Here is a 17,504-nt window from a genome sequence, read left to right as displayed (position 1 = left end):
TTGACTTCCGGGTTTCCCTACCGGAATTATCGGAAATATCCCCCGGCGCGTTCCGCCGGGGCGCTCGGACCTCCTCGAAGGGCGCATCACCATGCCGACACCCCGACCTCGACCACGCGTCGCGGCCCGCCCCGCGGCGGCCGCGCTGGCCGCCGCGCTGCTCTGCCTCACCGCCGCCTGCGGCGGGTCGGCGACGGCGGGCGGCGCGGGCGGCGGCCCCGGCGCCGCGGTGATCAGGCTGAAGGACCCCGGCAACGCGGGCGTGCTCGCCTACGCCAAACGGGAGGGCATCCTGGAGCGGCGGCTGAGGGCGGCCGGGGCCCGGGTCGAGTGGGGCGGGTCGTACGCCTCGTTCACCGCGACGATCGACGCGGTGCGCTCGGGCTCGGTGAACGTGCTGGAGGGCGCGGTCTCCCCCGCGCTCGGCTACCTGGCCAACGGCCGCGACATCAAGATCTTCGCGTTCACCGACCCCGTGGCCGACCGGGCCGCGCCCTACGAGGACGGCCTGGTCGTGCCCGCGGACAGCCCCGCGCGGTCCGTCCGCGACCTGGTCGGCAAGCAGGTCGCGGTCAACAAGGGCGGGCGCGGCGAGTACCTGCTGCTGCTCGCGCTCAAGCAGGCCGGGATCCCCGCCGACCGGGTGAAGCGGGTCTACCTCAACCCGATCCAGGGCGCGTCGGCGTTCGCGACGGGCAAGGTGGACGCCTGGTGGGCCATCGTGGACGCCTACCCGCAGGTCGTCGCGAAGGGCGCGCGGGTGCTCGTGCACGGCCGCGACCTCCCGGACCGGGACGTCAACATCTGGGCGGCCCGCACCGAGCTGCTCGACCGGCACCCGCGCGCGGTGTCGGCGTTCCTCGACGTGCTGGGCGAGCTGACGCGGCAGGAGAAGCAGGACCCGGGCAGGTTCCAGAACGTCTTCCTGAAGAAAGGCCCCTCGGCGGTGTCGGGCGCGCGCCTCGACGACGACCTCGCCAAGGCCCGCTACCAGAACGTCCCGCGCCCGGCGGGGAAGGGCGACGCCGCGTACGTCCGGTCCGTGAACGACGTGTTCCGCGCCTACGGCGTGCTGCCCGCCGACATCCGCCCGCAGGACGTCATCTTCGACCTGCGCGGGAACGGCGCCGCGCCGCCGTCCCCGGCGTCCTCCTCGCCGTCGGGAGGGCCGTCGTGACGCTGGAGAAGTCCCCTGCCTCCCCGTCCGTACCGGCCGTCGCCGCGAGCGACGACGGCGCCGCGGACCTGCGTCCTCCCGAACGGCTCGGGTCGCGGCCCCGCCGCCCCGGCGTCTCCCTCGCCGTCCGCGCGGCGGTGCCGCTGCTGCTGGTCGCCGCCTGGTGGTACGGCTCGTCCAGCGGCCGGATCCCCGAGGACGTGCTCGCCGGGCCGGGCGCGGTGGCCGGCGCGCTGCGGGAGCTGGCCTCGACCGGGCAGCTCGGCGACTTCCTGCTCGCCTCCGGCCGCCGCGCGGCGCTCGGCGTGCTGATCGGCGCGGGCGCCGGGCTGGTCCTCGGCGTCGCGGCGGGCCTGTCGGCGCTCGGCGAGGAGCTGGTGGACCCGGTGATGCAGATGAAGCGGGCCGTGCCGTTCCTCGCGCTGGTGCCGCTGTTCATCTCCTGGTTCGGGGTCGGCGAGACGTTCAAGGTGCTGCTCATCGCCGTGGCGGCGGTCGCGCCGATGTACGCCTACACCTACCTCGGCGTGCGCGGCGTGGACCGCAAGGTGGTGGAGGCGGCGCGCGGGTTCGGGCTGCGCGGGCCGAGGCTCGCGGCGGCGGTGATCGTGCCGAGCGCGCTGCCGAGCATCCTGATGGCGCTGCGGATCAGCCTGTCGGTGTCGCTCACCGGGCTGATCGCCGCCGAGCAGGTCGGCGCGACGGAGGGCATCGGCTACCTGGTCACCCTCGCCCAGCAGTACTACCGCAACGACTACATGGTGCTGTGCATCCTCGTCTACGCGCTGATCGGGCTGCTCATCGACCTGGTGATCCGCGGGGCGGAACGGCTCGCGATGCCGTGGCGCGGGGCGGTGACGGCCCGATGACCGAGACCGGGGTCGGAACCGAAGCCGGAACCGGGACCGGCGGCGCCGTCCCGGCGGTGCGGATCGAGGGGCTGCGCAAGGCGTTCGGCGCGAAGACCGTCCTGGACGGCGTCGACCTGGAGATCGGGCGCGGCGAGTTCTTCGCCCTGCTCGGCCCGAGCGGCACCGGAAAGACGACGCTGCTGCGCGTGCTCGCCGGGCTGGAACGGCCCGACGCGGGCACCGTGCTCGCCGCCCCGCGCCGCACGACCGTCTACCAGGAGCCGCGGCTCGTCCAGTCGCGCCGCGTCCTCGCGAACGTGACGCTCGGCCTGCCCCGCTCGGCGCGGCAGGCGGGGCGGCGCGCGCTCGCGGAGGTCGGCCTGGAGGGGTACGAGCGGGCGTGGCCCGCGACGCTGTCGGGCGGCGAGGCGCAGCGCGTCGCGCTCGCCCGCGCGCTGGTCCGCGAGCCGCAGGTGCTGCTGCTGGACGAGCCGTTCGCCGCGCTCGACGCGCTCACCCGGATGCGGACGCAGGACCTGGTCGCCGAGCTGTGCGCGCGGCACCGCCCGGCGGTGGTGCTCGTCACCCACGACGTGGACGAGGCGCTGCGGCTCGCCGACCGCGTCGCGGTGCTGCGCGACGGCGCGTTCGCCGCCGACCGGCGGATCGGCCTGCCGAGGCCGCGCGACCGCGACGACCCCGCCGCCGCCGGATACCGGCGCTCGTTCCTGTCCCACCTCGGAGTAGGAGAACCGTGACCTCGACGGAGCAAGGCAAGCAACACAGGCAAGACAGGCAAGACGACCTCGGCAGGATCTGGTTCACCCGCTGCCCGGTGCCGACCGCGAGCGGGCTCGCGCACCGCCTCGGCCGGCTGGACGAGGCGTTCGCCCGGGAGGGCCTGGACGTCGGGGTGCTCCAGGACGCGGGTCCGGAGCTGGCCCGGCACCACTTCGACCACGGCCTGCTGGGGCTGTTCCGCGAGGGCGGCAACGTGCCCGCGCTCGCGGCCCGCTCGGCGGGCGCCCCGACGCGGCTGATCGGCCTCACCTGGATCGAGGAGTGGCAGTCGATCCTGGTCCGCCCCGGCTCGGGCATCGGGGACGCCGCGGGCCTGCGCGGCGCGCGGGTCGCGCTGCCCGGCTGGGCCGGGACGCGGACGCGGAGCTTCCCGCGCGCGATGGCGCTGCACGGCGTGAAGGGCGCGCTCGCGCAGGGCGGCCTGACGCTGGACGACGTGACGTTCGCCGAGGTGCCCGCCGACCCGTCCCCCTCGGTCGGACGGGACGCGCGCGGACGCGCGGTCGCCTGGCCCGGCCTGGACGCGCTCGCGCGCGGCGAGGTGGACGCGGCGTACGCCAAGGGCGCGCGGGCCGCCGAGCAGGCGCGGGAGCTGGGCCTGTCCGTGGCCGTCGACCTGGACGCCCACCCCGACCGCCGGACCCGCGTCAACAACGGCACGCCGCGGCCGATCACCGTGCACGCGCGGCTGCTGGAGGAGCGCCCCGACCTGGTCGTGACGTTCCTCGCGGAGACGCTGCGGGCCGCCGACTGGGCGGCGGGCCATCCGGAGCGGGTGCGGGAGATCCTCGCGGGCGAGACCCGGTCGGGCGCGGAGGGGGTCGCGACCGCCTACCGCGACGGCTTCCACCGCTCGCTCCACCCGGACCTGTCGGACGAACGGCTCGGCCTGCTGCGCGCGCAGAAGGACTTCCTGCTGGTCCACGGGTTCCTCGACGCCGACGTGGACGTGGACGCCTGGGCCGCGCCCGAGCCGCTGCGGCTCGCCCGCCTGCGCGTGGAGGAGGGGGTGGCGGCGTGAGCGCCGAGTTCATCGCGACCGTCCCCACCCGCGGGGACGGGCAGCGCGGCGACTGGGAGCCGTCCGGGCCCGCGCGCGTTCCCGCCCACACCGACCCGCGGCCGGGGGCGTACGGGCCGTTCGACCATCTGGAGCAGATCGGCCGGGCCGCCGAGGTCACCGGGTGGGACGGCGTCCTCGTGCCGTTCGACCCGGCGGGCGAGGAGTCACTCGTCGTGACGGCCGGGCTGCTGCGGCGCAACCGGTGGCTGCGCGGCGTCGCGGGATTCCACCCCGGGGTCGCGACGCCGGTGTACGCGGCGAAGGTGTCGGCCTCGCTCCAGCGGTTCTCGGGCGGACGGCTCGACTGGCTGCTCTCGGTCGATCTCGACCCGGCCACCGCGCGGGCGCAGGGCGACTTCACCGAGGGCCCCGAACGGTACGCCCGCGCCGAGGAGTTCCTCACGATCGCCAAGGGCGTGTGGCGCGAGGAGGACTACACCTACGAGGGCCGCCACTTCCAGGTCCTCGCGGGCGGCTTCCAGGCGCCGCTGGCCGAGCAGCCGTTCCCCCGCGTGTTCCTGTCGGGGACGTCGGCGGAGGCGCTCGACCTGTCGGCGCTGCACGCCGACGTGCACCTGTTCGACGCCTACGACGACCTGGACACGCTGATCCCCGCGCTCGGCGAGCGCGCGGCGTCCCGGGGCCGGACCGTGGCGTACGGGCTGCGGCTGCCGGTGCTGGCGCGCGAGGACGACGACGAGGCGCGCACGGCCCTCGGACACCGCGGGACCGTCCCGGCGTCCGCGCTCGTCGGGGCGTACGGGCACGTCGCGGAGGCGCTGCGCGCGCACGAGCGGCGGGGCGTGGCGACGTTCGTGCTGGAGGCGAGCCCGTACGTGGAGGAGGCGTACCGGCTCGGGGAGAACCTGATCCCGCTGTTGCGGCGGGACGGCCGGGAGGACGGCGGGGCGGACCCCTCCGGCCGCCCGGCCGAGAGCGAGAGGGAGAGGGAGGAGGCCGGGCATGCCGGTTGACATCTACTGGCGGATCGGCACGCACGGCGACCAGCGGTCGCTGCGCCGCCGCGCCGTCACGCGCGGGGACTGGTCGCCGGTCGTGCCGGGCAGCGTCGCGCCGGGCGTCCGCGCGGGCCGCCGCGACGGCTACACGCACCTGGACCACATGGCGGACGTGGCGCGGGCGTCGGAGCTGGCGGGGTTCGTCGGCGGGCTGCTGCCGTCGTTCCCGTTCACCGACGACCCGTGGGCCGCCGCCGCGAGCCTCGCCCGCGAGACCGCCACCTACCGGTTCATGATCGCTTACCAGCCGGGGTTCCTGCATCCGGTGCAGGCCGCGCGGATGTCGGCGAGCCTCCAGCGCGCGACCGGCGGCCGGGTCGTCTACAACGTGATCTCCGGCGGCGGCGGGCCCGCGCAGCTCTGGTGGGGCGACCGGGTGGACCACGACGACCGGTACGCCCGCACGTCGGAGTTCCTCGACGTGCTGAAGGGCGTGTGGGGCGGCGGGCCGTTCGACTACGACGGCCGGTTCTACCGGGTGGAGGGCGCGCGTCTGCCCGAGCCGCTCGCCCGGCAGCCGTTCCCGGAGATCTACTTCTCGGGGTCGTCGCCCGCCGCGATCCGGGCGGCCGGGCGGCACGCCGACCACTACCTGTCGTGGCTGGAGCCGTTCGACGCGCTGGCCGCGAAGTTCGAGCAGGTCCGCGAGCACAGCGGGGCGCTCGGCCGGGCGCCGAGGTTCGCGGTGCGGATCGACGTGCTCGCCCGGCCGACCGAGGACGAGGCGTGGGACGAGATCCGCCGCGGCTGGCGGCACGTGGACCCGGCGCTGCTGCGCGGCCCCGAGGCGAGCGGCGACTCGGTCGGCTGGCTGCGCGGGCAGTCGTTCGTGGACTGGCCCGTCACCGGGTTCCGCGAGCTGGAGGCGTCCCCGAACGTGTGGGGCGGCTTCCACCTGCTGCGCGGCGGCCCCGCGTTCGGGCTCGTCGGTTCCTACGCGCAGGTCGCCGAACGGCTCGACGAGCTGATCGGGCTCGGCGTGGACGCGTTCGTCCTCGCCGGGGTCCCGCATCTGGAGGAGGCGTACCGGGTCGGCGAGAACGTCCTGCCCCTCCTGCGCGGACACGGCCCGCGCGTCCCCTCCCCCGTGTCCCCCGCCTCCCCGTCTCCGCACTGGAAGGGTCCGCCTGAGATGACCACGCGCGTCGGTTACTTCCCGCACAACAACTCGCTGTGGGTGCTGCGGCACCGCGGCGTCCTCGAACGGTCCCTGCCCGACGTGGAGTGGGTGGACCTGCGCTCCCTGCCGCCCGGCGACCGGCCGTCCCCGCGCGCGGGGCTGCCGTCGGCGCACGGCGACCACCTCTTCGACGGCGGGTACGACTTCATCGGCACCGGCTCCACCCCGCCCGTCACCGCGCAGGCGAAGGGCCACGACATCGTGTACGTCGCGACGTCCGCGCCCCGGCACGAGAACGGGCGCCTGATCGTCCGCGCCGGGTCCGACATCGCCTCGCCCGCCGACCTCAAGGGCAGGCGGGTCGCGCTCGCGCACGGCTCGTGGCAGACCACGCTGCTGCTGTTCGCGCTGGACGGCGCGGGGCTCGGCTGGGCCGACATCGACCCGGTGGACGCCGGGACGGACGCCGGACGCCTGCTCCTGGACGGCGAGGTGGACGCCTGGGTCGCCTCGTACCCGTCGCTGACGCGCGTCGAGGCGGAGGCCGAGGTCCGCACGCTGGTCGAGACGGACGGGCTGTTCAGCCACCGGTCGCTGTGGTTCACGCGCCGCGGCTTCGCCGAGGAGCGCCGCGAGGAGCTGGCCGCGATCGTCGCCGCCCTCCAGGAGTCGGACGCGTGGGTGCGCGCGAACCCCCGCGAGGCGGCGCGGCTGTTCGCCGCCGACGACGAGGGCGACGTGGACGCGTGGGAGAACGCGCTGCGCCGCCGCCCGTTCGGGCTGCTGCCGGTCGGGGACGGGTTCGTCGCCGAGCAGCAGCGCGCCGCCGACCTGTTCCACGCCTCCGGCCTGATCGATCGGAAGATCACCGTGGCGGACGCCGTCGTGCCCGGCCTCGCCGACCTCGCCGCCTTCTCCGGCGCCGCCGGGTAGCGGGCGCTCGCCTCAGCGGAGCAGCCCGACCGCCGCCTCCTCGATCGCCCGTTCCGACAGCAGGACGTGATCGGCCGCGCCGCCCAGCGGGACGAAGCTGTCCTCGCTGGTCACCCGGGCGGCGCGGCCGGCGAATCCGCCGTCGGCGAGCGCGGTGAGGACGGCCTCGGACACGCCCCCGGTCCTCCTGGTCTCGTCCGCGACGAGGACGGCGCCGGTCGCGTCCGCCTCGCGCAGCAGGTCGCCCGCCGGGAGCGGCGCGAGCCAGCGCAGGTCGAGCACGCGGGCGTCCACGCCGCGGGCGTCCCTGAGCCTGCGGGCCGCGCGCAGGCTCATGCGCAGGCCGTTGGCGAACGACACGAGCGTCAGGTCGCCGCCCGTCCCGTACGTCCGCGCGCGGCCGAGCGGGACGGGCGCGCCGGGCCGCGCCCGCCACGCGCCGTCGCCCTCCTCGTGCAGGTCGCCGGTGTGGTAGAGCGCGATCGGCTCCAGGAACACGCACACGCGTCCGGACGCGGCGCAGGTGCGCAGCATCCCGGCGGCGTCGTCCGGACGGGCGGGCGACGCGATCACCAGGCCGGGGATGTCGCGGAGCGCGGCGACGGCGTTGTCGTTGTGGAAGTGCCCGCCGAAGCCCTTCTGGTAGGCGTAGGCCGCGATCCGCACGACCATCGGGTTGGCGTACCGCCCGTCCGAGAAGAACCGGAGGGTCGCGGCCTCCCCGCGCAACTGGTCGGCGGCGTTGTGGAGGTACGCCAGGTACTGGATCTCCGGGACGGGCAGCATCCCGGACAGGCCGAGGCCGAGCGCGAGGCCGAGGACCGACTGCTCGTCCAGGAGGGTGTCGAACACGCGCGCCGCCCCGGCCCGTTTGAGCAGCCCGCGCGTCACGCCGTACACGCCGCCCTTGCGGGCGACGTCCTCGCCGAACACCAGGACGTCGGGGCGCTCGTCCAGGAGGGCGGCGAGGGTGCGGTTGACCGCCTGCGCGAGCGTGAGCGGCTCTCCCCCGCCGGCCTCCGCATCCGGGTCCGGGTCCGGGGCTGGAGCCGGGTCCGGGGCGGGGGCGGGCGCGGCGATCGGGGCCATGACCTCGCGGGCGGAGCGGAGCCGGGGCGCGTCCGCGACCTCGGCGGCCAGGTCCATCACCTCCGCCCGCTTCGCCTCGTACAGGCCGGCGATCTCGGCGGGCGTCGCGATGCCGTGGTCCACCAGCAGGCGGGCCGTCCCGAGGAGCGGGTCGGCGGCCTCGCCCGCGGCGATCTCGGCGGGCGTGCGGTAGGCCGCCTCCACGTCCGACCCCGCGTGGCCCATCAGCCGTACGGTCCGCAGGTGCAGGAACAGGGGGCGGCGGGCGGCCCGCACCCGTCCGGCGGCGTCGCGCGCGGCCGCGTACGCGTCGGCGAGGTCGAGGCCGTCGGCGGCGAGGTAGGCGAGGCCGGGGCGGGAGCCGTAGGCGGCGCGGACCCAGCCGGGCGGGGTGCGGACGCTGATCCCGATGCCGTTGTCCTCGCAGACCAGCAGGAGCGGCATCGGGAGGCCCTGGTACGCGGTGTGCACGGCCGCGTTGATCGCGCCGGCCGCGGTGGAGTGGTTCGCGGACGCGTCGCCGAACGAGCAGACGGCCACGGCGTCGCGCGGCCAGGGCGAGGGCACGCCCAGCCGGGCCGCGCGTTCGATCGCGAACGCCACGCCGACCGCCCTCGGCAGGTGCGAGGCGATGGTGGAGGTCTGCGGGACGACGTTGAGGGCGCGGCTGCCGAAGACCTTGTGCCGCCCTCCCGAGATCGGGTCCTCGGCCGCCGCGACCAGGCCGAGCAGGACGTCGCGCAGCGCGTCGCGTCCTGGACCCTGCCGGGCCCGTTCCAGGAAGAACGCGCCGGAGCGGTAGTGCAGCAGCGCCGGGTCCGTGGGGCGCAGCGCCGCGGCCACCGCGGCGTTGCCCTCGTGCCCGGCCGAGCCGATCGTGTAGTACCCGTGGCCCCGCTCCCGGAGCCACCGGGCGGCGAGGTCCAGGTGCCGGCTGCCGAGCTGCGCGTCGAACAGCGAGAGCGCGCGCCCCGCGGTCATCGGGAGGGGGCGCGGCTCCCCCGACGGCCGCAGGGCCGCGATCAGGTCCAGGAGGTCGGGCACGGTACGGGCGTCAGGCGCCGGCGCGCTTGGCCACCAGCGTCAGCACGTCGTACTTGGCGACCGACGCGCCGTCCTGGTTGGTGACGTCGGTGTCCCAGCGGACCTCGCCGTACGCGGCGCCGTCGCGCGGCGTGATCTGCTTGGCGGTCAGCGTCACGGTCAGCTCGTCGCCCGGGTGCACGGGGGTGAGGAACCGCAGGTTCTCCAGCCCGTAGTTGGCGAGGACCGGGCCGGGCTCGGGCGAGACGAACAGCCCGGCCGCGAACGACACGACCAGGTAGCCGTGCGCGACGCGCCCGCCGAAGAACGGGTTGGCCTTGGCGGCGTCCTCGTCCATGTGCGCGTAGAACGTGTCGCCGGTGAACGCGGCGAAGTGCTCGATGTCGTCCAGCGTGACGACCCGCGGCCCGCCCACGGCGGTGTCGCCGACGCGCAGGTCCTCCAGGTGCTTGCGGAACGGGTGCTCGGCCGTGACGGTCCGGTCGGTGCCGGGCACCCAGCGGCCCGTCAGCGAGGTCAGCATCGCGGGCCCGGCCTGGAGGGCGGTGCGCTGCATGTGGTGGACGACGCCGCGGATCCCGCCGAGCTCCGCGCCGCCCCCGGCGCGTCCGGGCCCGCCGTGCAGGAGGGCGGGCAGCGGCGACCCGTGGCCGGTGGACTCCCCGGCGTCCTCGCCGTTCAGGACGAGCAGCCGCCCGTGCCAGGGCGCGAGGCCGAGCACGACCTCGCGGGCGAACGCGGCGTCGGCGGTCACGACCGAGGCGGCGAGGCTGCCCCGGCCCCGCGCGGCCAGCTCGACGGCGTGCGTGGCGTCCTCGTACGGCAGCAGCGTGGCGACCGGCCCGAACGCCTCGACCTCGTGCGGCTCGGCGCGGCCCGGGTCGTCGGCGCGCAGCAGCACCGGCGAGATGAACGCGCCGCGCTCGGGGTCGGCGCCGACCGGGTCGATCCGGTCCGGGTCGCCGAACACGACGCGCGCGGCGTCCGTCAGCGCCTTCAGGGAGCGCCGGACCTCCTCGCGCTGGCCGAGGCTCGCGAGCGCGCCCATCCGGACGCGCGGGTCGGACGGGTCGCCGACGGCGACCTCCGCGAGCCGCGCCGCGACCGCGTCGGCGACGTCGCCGGCCAGCGCGGCGGGCACCAGCGCGCGGCGGATGGCCGTGCACTTCTGGCCCGCCTTGACGGTCATCTCGGTGACGAGCTGCTGGACGTACAGGTCGAACTCGGTGGTGCCGGGCGCGGCGTCCGGGCCGAGGACCGAGCAGTTGAGCGAGTCGGCCTCGGCGTTGAACCGCACCGAGTCGCGGACGACGCCCGGGTGCGTGCGCAGCCGCGCCGCCGTGGACGCCGACCCGGTGAACGCCACCAGGTCCTGCTCGGTCAGGTGGTCGAGCAGGTCGCCCGCGTCGCCGCACAGCAGCTGCACCGACCCCTCGGGCAGCAGCCCCGACTCGACGATCAGCTCGACCAGCCGGGCGGTCAGGTAGGCGGTCTGGGACGCGGGCTTGACCAGGCTCGGCACCCCGGCGACGAACGCGGGCGCGAGCTTCTCCAGCGGCCCCCACACCGGGAAGTTGAACGCGTTGATCTGCACCGCCACCCCGCGCAGCGGCGTGCACACGTGCTGGCCGACGAACGTGCCGCCCTTCCCGAGCGGCTCCGCCGCGCCCTCCACGAGCACGGTGTCGTTCGGCAGCTCGCGGCGGCCCTTGCTCGCGTAGCCGAGCAGCACGCCGATGCCGCCGTCCACGTCGAACCGGGAGTCGTTCCGCGTGGCGCCGGTCCGGGCCGACAGCGCGTACAGCTCGTCGCGGTGCTCGCGCAGGTGCGAGGCGAGCGCCTTCAGCAGCGCGGCGCGCTGGTGGAACGTCAGCTCCCGCAGCGCGGGCCCGCCGACCTCCCGCCCGTACCGGAGCGCGGCGGCCCGGTCCACGCCGGCCGCGGAGATCCGCGCGACCTCCTCGCCCGTCACCGCGTCCAGCAGCGGCGCGCCCTCCTCCTCGGGTGAACGCCACGAACCGGACACATAACTGCGCAGCACGACCACAGGGACCTCCTCGTCCTTGTCTCGCCCTCTACTTGCCACCGAATCCGCGCGTTCACGCGTCGCAGACGTGACAGCCGCAGGCGTCTTCCTTTGTGTAAAGCGGTCACCGCCGGGGACGGCCCGCCGCCCGGACGAACGGGGATCAAAGGAACAGTCGTTGTGAACCTGTCCTCCCCTCTCTACGATTCCGGCATGGTCACCCTCACCCGGATCGCGGGCGAACTGAACGGGCTGCGCGCGGCGGTCCGCGCCGGGCTGATCGGCGCGATGCCGCCGAGGGCGCTCGCCGCGGCGGCGCGGGCGCTGCGGGCGTACGGGCCGCTCGGCGCGGCGACGACGCTGCCCGCGCTGCGCTTCCCCGACCGCACCGCCCTGGTGGACGAGCGCGGCGCGCTGACGTTCGCCGAGCTGGAACGGCGCTGCAACGCGCTCGCCAACGCCTGGCGGGCGCGGGGCGTCGGGCCCGGCGACACGGTCGGGATCCTGTGCCGCAACCACCGGGGCCTGCTGGAGGCGATGTCGGCGGCGGCCAAGACCGGCGCGTCGGTCCTGTTCCTCAACACCGACTTCGCCGCGCCGCAGCTCCGGGACGCCGCCGACCGCGAGGGCGTGACCGTGCTCGTCCACGACGAGGAGTTCGCGCCGGTCGCCGGGACGCTGGACCTGCCCCGGCACGTCGCGTGGTCGGATGCCGGGGACTCCGGCCTGGACGCGCTGATCGCCGGGGCCGACCCGGCGCCGCCGCCCGCGCCGTCCCGGCACGGCGCGATGGTGATCCTCACCAGCGGGACGTCCGGCAGGCCGAGGGGCGCGCCGCGCTCCCAGTCGCCGTCGATGGCGCTGCCCGGCGGGATCCTGTCGAAGGTGCCGCTGCGTTCCGGGGACGCGGTGTTCGTCGGGCCGCCGCTGTTCCACGGGCTCGGCCTCACCGCGGCGGTGCTGGCGCTCGGGCTCGGCGCGACCGTCGTGCTGCGCCGCCGCTTCGACGCCGCCGCCGTGCTGGACGCCCTGGCCGAGCACCGGTGCGCCGCGCTGATCGTCGTCCCCGTCATGCTGAACCGGCTGCTCGCCCTCGACCCGCCCGCGCTGCCGCGCCTGCGGATCGTGCTGACCGGCGGCGCGCGGCTGGAGGCCGACCTCAGCCGCCGCGCGATGAAGGCGCTCGGCCCGAAGCTCTACAACTTCTACGGCTCGACCGAGGCGTCCTGCATCACCATCGCCACCCCGGCCGACCTGCTGCGCGCCCCGGGCTGCGCCGGCCGCCCGCCGGCCGGGACGGTCGTGCGGATCCTGGACGACCGCGACCGCCCGGTCCCCGCGGGCGTGACCGGCCGCGTCTTCGTCGACTCGCCCGCCCGCTTCGGCGGCTACAGCGGGGGCGGCGGCAAGGCCGACGTCGGCGGGCTGATGGAGGTCGGCGACGTCGGCCGCCTCGACGCGGCCGGGCGGCTGCTGGTCGACGGCCGCGCCGACGACATGATCGTCTCCGGGGGCGAGAACGTGTACCCGGGCGAGGTCGAGGACCTGCTCGCCGCGCACCCCGCCATCACCGAGGCCGCGGTGGCCGCCGTCCCGGACGCCGAGTTCGGGCAGCGGCTCCGGGCGTTCGTCGTCGCGGACGGCGACCTCGCCGAGGACGCCGTGAAGGCGCACGTCGCGGCCAACCTCGCCCGCTACAAGGTGCCGCGCGACGTGGTGTTCCTCGACGCCCTCCCCCGCAACCCCACCGGCAAGGTCCTCAAGCACGAGCTCCCGGACGGCTGACCTCCGGCGCGGGGTCCGGTACGCCGGGAGCGGGCGCGCGAGGGTGATCGCCCGGCTGGCACAATCGCGTCCATGACCTATGTGGCCGCAGAGAATCGTTACGAAGGCGTCGAGTACCGGCGGTGCGGGCGCAGCGGGCTGAAGCTCCCGGCCGTGTCGCTGGGGCTGTGGCACAACTTCGGGGACGACCGCCCGCTGGAGGTCCAGCGGGCGATCGTGCGCCGGGCGTTCGACCTCGGCGTCACGCACTTCGACCTCGCCAACAACTACGGCCCGCCGTACGGCTCGGCGGAGACCAACTTCGGCCGGCTGATGCGCGAGGACCTCGCGCCGTACCGGGACGAGATCGTCCTGTCCACCAAGGCCGGCTGGGACATGTGGCCCGGCCCGTACGGGAACTGGGGGTCGCGCAAGTACCTGCTCGCGAGCCTCGACCAGTCGCTGGAGCGGATGGGCGTCGACTACGTCGACATCTTCTACAGCCACCGGCCCGACCCGGAGACGCCGCTGGAGGAGACGATGGGGGCGCTCGACCGGGCCGTACGGTCGGGCAAGGCGCTCTACGCGGGCATCTCGTCGTACCCGCCGGAGCGCACGGCGGAGGCGGCGGCGATCCTGCGGGAGATGGGCACGCCGCTGCTGATCCACCAGCCGTCGTACTCGATGCTCAACCGCTGGATCGAGAACGGGCTGCTCGACACGCTGGAGCGCGAAGGGGTCGGCTGCATCGCGTTCTCCCCGCTCGCGCAGGGGATGCTCACCGACAAGTACCTCAACGGCGTCCCGGCGGGATCGCGGGCCAGCAGGGACGCCTCGCTGTCGTCCGACATGCTGACCGAGGACAACCTGCGGCACGTCCGGGCGCTCAACGAGCTGGCCGCGGCGCGCGGCCAGTCGCTCGCGCAGCTCGCCCTGGCGTGGGCCCTGCGGGACCGGCGCGTCACCTCCGTGCTGATCGGCGCGAGCAGCGTCGCGCAGCTGGAGGACAACCTGGCGAGCCTCGACCGCCCGGACTTCACCGACGACGAGCTGGCCGCGATCGACCGGGACGCGGTGGAGGCGGGCATCAACATCTGGGCGTCGGCCGACGCGTGACCCGGCGCGCGGCCTGACGGGGGCCGGGGCCGCCCGCCCCGGCCCCCGCGCGGTTCAACGGCCGGGGCGGGGGCATGGCCCCGATCATGTCCACTCGAACAGCGGGTAGCCCGGCCGCGGCCGGGCGGAGCCGCGGCGGCATCGCCCTGCCCGGGACGGTCCTCGGCCTGGGGATGGGCGGTTTCGTCGACGGCATCATGCTGCACCAGGTGCTCCAGTGGCACCACATGCTGAGCAGCACCGGCTCCGACCGGCTCGGGCTCAAGCGGTACTCCACCAAGACCGTGTCGGGTCTGGAGATGAACACCGTCTGGGACGGGTTCTTCCACGTCTTCACCTGGCTGTGCGTCCTCGCCGGGCTCGCGATGCTCTACGCGCGGCTGAACGAGGTGCACGGGCCGGTCTGGAGGTCGCGGGGGCTGTGGGGCTGGCTGGCCGTCGGCTGGGGCGTGTTCAACCTGGTGGAGGGGATCATCGACCACGAGATCCTGGGCATCCACCACGTCCGTTCGGGACCGAACCACATCTGGTGGGACCTGGGCTTCCTCGCGGTCGGGGCGCTGCTCGTCGCGGGCGGCTGGCTGCTCCAGCGCGGCGGCGAGATCCCGCGCCGGGAGGCGTGACCCGTGGACGCCTCGCACCCCGGGCCGTTCGCGGACGCCTCGCACCCCGGCCCCGGGCCGTTCGCGCACGGTGGCCACGGGTCGCACGGCGAGTTCGGGGCCGAGGCCCTCGGCCCGCTCCTGGTGATCGCGCTCGTCCTGGCCGCGTACCTCGTCGCCGCCGCGCGCCTCGGCCGCGACGGCGGGCGGCCGTGGAGCCGGTGGCGCGCCGGTGCGTTCGCGGCGGGGGCCGTTGCGCTCGCGGCGGCGCTGTCGCCGCCGCTGTCCTCGTGGGCGCACGAGGACTTCCGCGGGCACATGGCCCAGCACCTGCTCATCGGCATGTACGCCCCGCTCGGGCTCGTGCTCGGCGCGCCGGTGACGCTGGTGCTGCGCGCGGCGGGCCCGGCCGCCGGGCGGCGGATCGGGCGGCTGCTCGGCTCCGCGCCCATGCACGCGCTCGCGCACCCGGTGACGGCGCTGCTCCTGAACGCCGGCGGCCTGTACGCCCTCTACGCCACCCCGCTGTACGAGGCGACCGCCGCGCGGCCCTTCGCGCACGAGCTCGTCCACGTGCACTTCCTGCTGTCGGGATGCCTGTTCGCCTGGGCGGTCGCGGGGCCCGATCCCGCGCCGCGCCGCCCGCCGGTCCCGGTCCGGCTGGTGGTCATGGGGGCGGCGATCGCGGCGCACGCGACGCTGGCCCAGCTCATGTACGCGGGGCTGCTGGACGTCCGGGCCCCGGCCGTCCAGGTGATGGGCGGGGCGGAGCTGATGTACTACGGCGGCGACATCGCCGAGATCCTGCTCGCCGTCGCGCTGATCGCGACGTGGCGTCCGCGCCGTGCGGGCGCACGCCGGTCCGCGGCGCCTCGACCCGTGAGAAGGCGGCCCGGCGCGCGGCCGCGGCCGAAGGCGCAGAGGGCTCAGTAGCCGTCCAGCCGGGCCCGCGCCAGCTCGACCGAGCGCGGCACGGGCCGCCGGGCCCGCGCCACCGAGGGCAGCGCCCGCACCGCGTCGCCCAGCCCGGCGCGCCCGTCGGGGGCGCGCGCGGACGCCACCGCCTCGCGGGCGAGGGCGGACAGCGGGCGGCGCAGCCACGCGGTGAGCAGGCGGTTGCGCACCTCGCGCCGCCGCCGCGCGCCCCGGTCGCGGCCGGTCGCGGCGGGATGGTGGTGGACGACCAGTTCCGGGACGTACGCCATGCCCCACCCGGCGGCGGCCAGGTCCAGCGCGAGCAGCTCCTCCTCGCCGCCGAAGTGCAGCACGTCCGAGAAGCCCCCCACGTCGAGGAACGCGTCGCGCCGGACGACGGCCGAGCAGGCGAGGAAGCCGAGGATCGCGCGGCCCGGCAGGCCGTCCGGCCAGCCGAGCGGCGAGCGGGACATCTCCGCCGAGACCGGTTCGAGGCGCTGCTCCTCGCCGACGAGGACGCGGGCGGCGAGCAGGGCGGTGCGCGGGTGGCCGTCCAGGACGGCGGCGGCGTGGTCGAGCGCGCCGGGCTCCCACCAGGAGTCGTCGTCGGCGAACGCGACGTACGGCGTGTCCGCCTCGGCCGCGCCGAGGTTGCGGCCCGCCGCGCCGAGGTTGCGCGGCGCGCGGATGAGGCGGGCCCCCGCCTCGCGGGCGACCTCGGGCGTCGCGTCGCCGGAGGCGTTGTCGACCACGATCACCGGCCCGGTGTGGCGGGCCAGGCTGCGGCGCAGGGCGGAGGCGCGGTCGCGGGTCGCGACCACGGTGGTCACGGCGGAACCGGTCACGGTGGAGTCCCCCTCAGCTCACGTAGCGGCGGGCGCGCGAGCGCCGTTGCGGCGCGTCCAGCGTGCGCAGCCGCGCCTCCACCCCGGGCGGGGCGGGGGCGCGCTCGCGCAGCAGCCAGGGCAGCCCGGCGGCGGCCTCGGCGAGCCCTCCGGCGCTGACCCGGTCGCGCGGCAGCGACCGCAGCAGCCCGGCGGTGCGGCGCAGCGCGGTCCCGGGCGGGCGGCGCAGCCAGGTCGTCCACAGCGTGTTGCGGATGCCGTGGCGGCGCCGCAGGTCCGGGTCGCGCAGCCGGGACGGGCGGTGGTGGACGACGACGTCCTCGGCGTAGCACAGGTGCCAGCCGAGGGTCATCAGGTCGATGCTCAGCAGCTCCTCCTCGCCGCCGAGCCAGAGGCGCGGGGAGAAGCCGCCCGCCTCGCGGAACGCCTCGGCGCGCAGCACCGACGCGCCCGCGAGGAACGAGCCGAGCGCGGGCCCGGGCAGCCAGGACGGGCCGGGCACGGGCGAGTCGCGCAGCTCGGGCACGATCGGGTCCTCCCGTCCGCCCGGCTCGACCAGGATCCGCCCGGTCACGACCGCGAGCCGCGGGCAGGCGTCCAGCAGGTCGCAGGCGCGTCGCAGCGCGCCGGGCTCCCACCAGGTGTCGTCGTCGCAGAACGCCGCGTACGGCGTGCGGACGTGGTCCATCGCGAGGTTGCGGCCGACCGCGCCGAGGTTGGTCCGGGCCCGGACCAGCCGGACCTCGGGATGCTCGCGCGCGACGGCGCGCGCGGTGCCGTCGGTGGAGGCGTTGTCCACCACGATGACCGGCGGGCGGCCCGGCAGGTCGCGCAGCCGGGCGAGCGTCGCCAGCAGGGACCGGCGGCGGTCCCGCGTGATCACGATGACGGTGACGCGCATGCGGGCGGCTCTACCCGCCCAGACCCCCGCCATGCCAGATGATCTGCGCAAATGTCACACAGCGCTAGGGAAGCCTCCTTTCCCCGCTTTAGTGACTTACGTCACAAGAACCTTTGCTCGCCCTTTTTGTTTGCGGCCCTCTCTCCGGGTACGCCCGAAATCACCAATAGGTGTTTTCGCGGGTCACGGGCCCGCACCGGCGATTCCGCCGCCTCGGTGCCTAGGACGCAGGCATCGC

At 75.9% G+C, this 17,504-nt stretch carries 14 protein-coding genes; 10 read left to right on the top strand and 4 right to left on the bottom strand.

Annotation, left to right across the window (positions count from 1 at the left end):
- Positions 1–91: 91 nt before the first annotated feature.
- The 6 genes from GEV43_RS40220 to GEV43_RS52400 are packed head-to-tail and all read left to right on the top strand — an operon-like array spanning position 92 to position 6,964.
- Positions 92–1,177 (top strand): ABC transporter substrate-binding protein, encoded by a 1,086-nt coding sequence (locus GEV43_RS40220; RefSeq protein ID WP_160825841.1) that lies wholly within the window; start codon positions 92–94, stop codon positions 1,175–1,177.
- Positions 1,174–2,046, top strand: coding sequence for an ABC transporter permease (locus GEV43_RS40215; protein ID WP_309240203.1), 873 nt, complete (start codon positions 1,174–1,176; stop codon positions 2,044–2,046). Before GEV43_RS40220 ends, GEV43_RS40215 begins: the two co-directional genes overlap by 4 nt.
- The gene (locus GEV43_RS40210) at positions 2,043–2,786 is read left to right on the top strand and encodes an ABC transporter ATP-binding protein (protein ID WP_160825840.1); all 744 of its coding nucleotides are present in this window, start codon (positions 2,043–2,045) and stop codon (positions 2,784–2,786) included. The genes GEV43_RS40215 and GEV43_RS40210 overlap by 4 nt, the downstream gene beginning before the upstream one ends.
- Positions 2,783–3,850, top strand: coding sequence for an ABC transporter substrate-binding protein (locus GEV43_RS40205; RefSeq protein WP_206681598.1), 1,068 nt, complete (start codon positions 2,783–2,785; stop codon positions 3,848–3,850). Before GEV43_RS40210 ends, GEV43_RS40205 begins: the two co-directional genes overlap by 4 nt.
- Positions 3,847–4,866, top strand: a complete 1,020-nt coding sequence (locus tag GEV43_RS40200) for an LLM class flavin-dependent oxidoreductase (protein ID WP_160825839.1) — start codon at positions 3,847–3,849, stop codon at positions 4,864–4,866. Before GEV43_RS40205 ends, GEV43_RS40200 begins: the two co-directional genes overlap by 4 nt.
- Positions 4,856–6,964: an LLM class flavin-dependent oxidoreductase gene (locus GEV43_RS52400; protein ID WP_241684217.1), complete on the top strand. Its 2,109-nt coding sequence runs from the start codon at positions 4,856–4,858 to the stop codon at positions 6,962–6,964. The genes GEV43_RS40200 and GEV43_RS52400 overlap by 11 nt, the downstream gene beginning before the upstream one ends.
- Before the next feature lie 12 nt (positions 6,965–6,976).
- On the opposite strand, the gene GEV43_RS40185 is transcribed toward GEV43_RS52400, so the two are convergent.
- Complete coding sequence (locus GEV43_RS40185; RefSeq protein ID WP_309240202.1) at positions 6,977–9,097, bottom strand: thiamine pyrophosphate-dependent enzyme; 2,121 nt, start codon at positions 9,095–9,097, stop codon at positions 6,977–6,979.
- Positions 9,098–9,107: 10 nt separating this feature from the next.
- Positions 9,108–11,144, bottom strand: coding sequence for a phenylacetic acid degradation bifunctional protein PaaZ (gene paaZ / locus GEV43_RS40180; RefSeq protein WP_160825838.1), 2,037 nt, complete (start codon positions 11,142–11,144; stop codon positions 9,108–9,110).
- 192 nt (positions 11,145–11,336) lie between these two features.
- Here paaZ and GEV43_RS40175 point away from each other — a divergent pair, with 192 nt between their 5' ends.
- The 4 genes from GEV43_RS40175 to GEV43_RS40160 all read left to right on the top strand — a co-directional run bounded on the left by GEV43_RS40175 (position 11,337) and on the right by GEV43_RS40160 (position 15,538).
- The gene (locus GEV43_RS40175; RefSeq protein WP_160825837.1) at positions 11,337–12,908 is read left to right on the top strand and encodes an AMP-binding protein; all 1,572 of its coding nucleotides are present in this window, start codon (positions 11,337–11,339) and stop codon (positions 12,906–12,908) included.
- A 72-nt stretch (positions 12,909–12,980) separates the two neighbouring features.
- Positions 12,981–14,003, top strand: coding sequence for an L-glyceraldehyde 3-phosphate reductase (gene mgrA, locus GEV43_RS40170; RefSeq protein WP_160825836.1), 1,023 nt, complete (start codon positions 12,981–12,983; stop codon positions 14,001–14,003).
- A gap of 86 nt (positions 14,004–14,089) precedes the next feature.
- Positions 14,090–14,626, top strand: coding sequence for a DUF2243 domain-containing protein (locus tag GEV43_RS40165; protein WP_160825835.1), 537 nt, complete (start codon positions 14,090–14,092; stop codon positions 14,624–14,626).
- A 3-nt stretch (positions 14,627–14,629) separates the two neighbouring features.
- Positions 14,630–15,538 carry a cytochrome c oxidase assembly protein gene (locus GEV43_RS40160; protein WP_309240201.1) on the top strand — a complete coding sequence of 303 codons (909 nt, stop codon included), beginning with the start codon at positions 14,630–14,632 and terminating at the stop codon, positions 15,536–15,538.
- On the opposite strand, the gene GEV43_RS40155 is transcribed toward GEV43_RS40160, so the two are convergent.
- Both GEV43_RS40155 and GEV43_RS40150 read right to left on the bottom strand, forming a co-directional pair.
- Entirely contained in the window at positions 15,532–16,365 is an 834-nt protein-coding gene (locus GEV43_RS40155) for a glycosyltransferase family 2 protein (protein ID WP_160825834.1), read from the bottom strand. The genes GEV43_RS40160 and GEV43_RS40155 overlap by 7 nt on opposite strands.
- Positions 16,366–16,378: 13 nt before the next feature.
- Positions 16,379–17,266, bottom strand: a complete 888-nt coding sequence (locus tag GEV43_RS40150) for a glycosyltransferase family 2 protein (protein ID WP_241684216.1) — start codon at positions 17,264–17,266, stop codon at positions 16,379–16,381.
- Positions 17,267–17,504: the final 238 nt, after the last annotated feature.

It is taken from the genome of Actinomadura sp. J1-007 (genome assembly GCF_009793335.1).
Taxonomy (GTDB): Bacteria; Actinomycetota; Actinomycetes; order Streptosporangiales; family Streptosporangiaceae; genus Spirillospora; species Spirillospora yumaensis.
The sequence above is the reverse complement of the archived record's forward strand: the minus strand, read 5'-3'. Positions and strand labels throughout refer to the sequence as shown.

What these genes read in the sequence shown, in the direction of transcription:
- GEV43_RS40220 (WP_160825841.1), top strand. Translation starts at nt 92, where the DNA reads ATGCCGACACCCCGACCTCGACCACGCGTCGCGGCCCGCCCCGCGGCG.
- GEV43_RS40210 (WP_160825840.1), top strand. Translation starts at nt 2,043, where the DNA reads ATGACCGAGACCGGGGTCGGAACCGAAGCCGGAACCGGGACCGGCGGC.
- GEV43_RS52400 (WP_241684217.1), top strand. Translation starts at nt 4,856, where the DNA reads ATGCCGGTTGACATCTACTGGCGGATCGGCACGCACGGCGACCAGCGG.
- GEV43_RS40175 (WP_160825837.1), top strand. Translation starts at nt 11,337, where the DNA reads ATGGTCACCCTCACCCGGATCGCGGGCGAACTGAACGGGCTGCGCGCG.
- mgrA (WP_160825836.1), top strand. Translation starts at nt 12,981, where the DNA reads ATGACCTATGTGGCCGCAGAGAATCGTTACGAAGGCGTCGAGTACCGG.
- GEV43_RS40165 (WP_160825835.1), top strand. Translation starts at nt 14,090, where the DNA reads ATGTCCACTCGAACAGCGGGTAGCCCGGCCGCGGCCGGGCGGAGCCGC.
- GEV43_RS40150 (WP_241684216.1), bottom strand. Translation starts at nt 17,266, where the DNA reads ATGCGCGTCACCGTCATCGTGATCACGCGGGACCGCCGCCGGTCCCTG.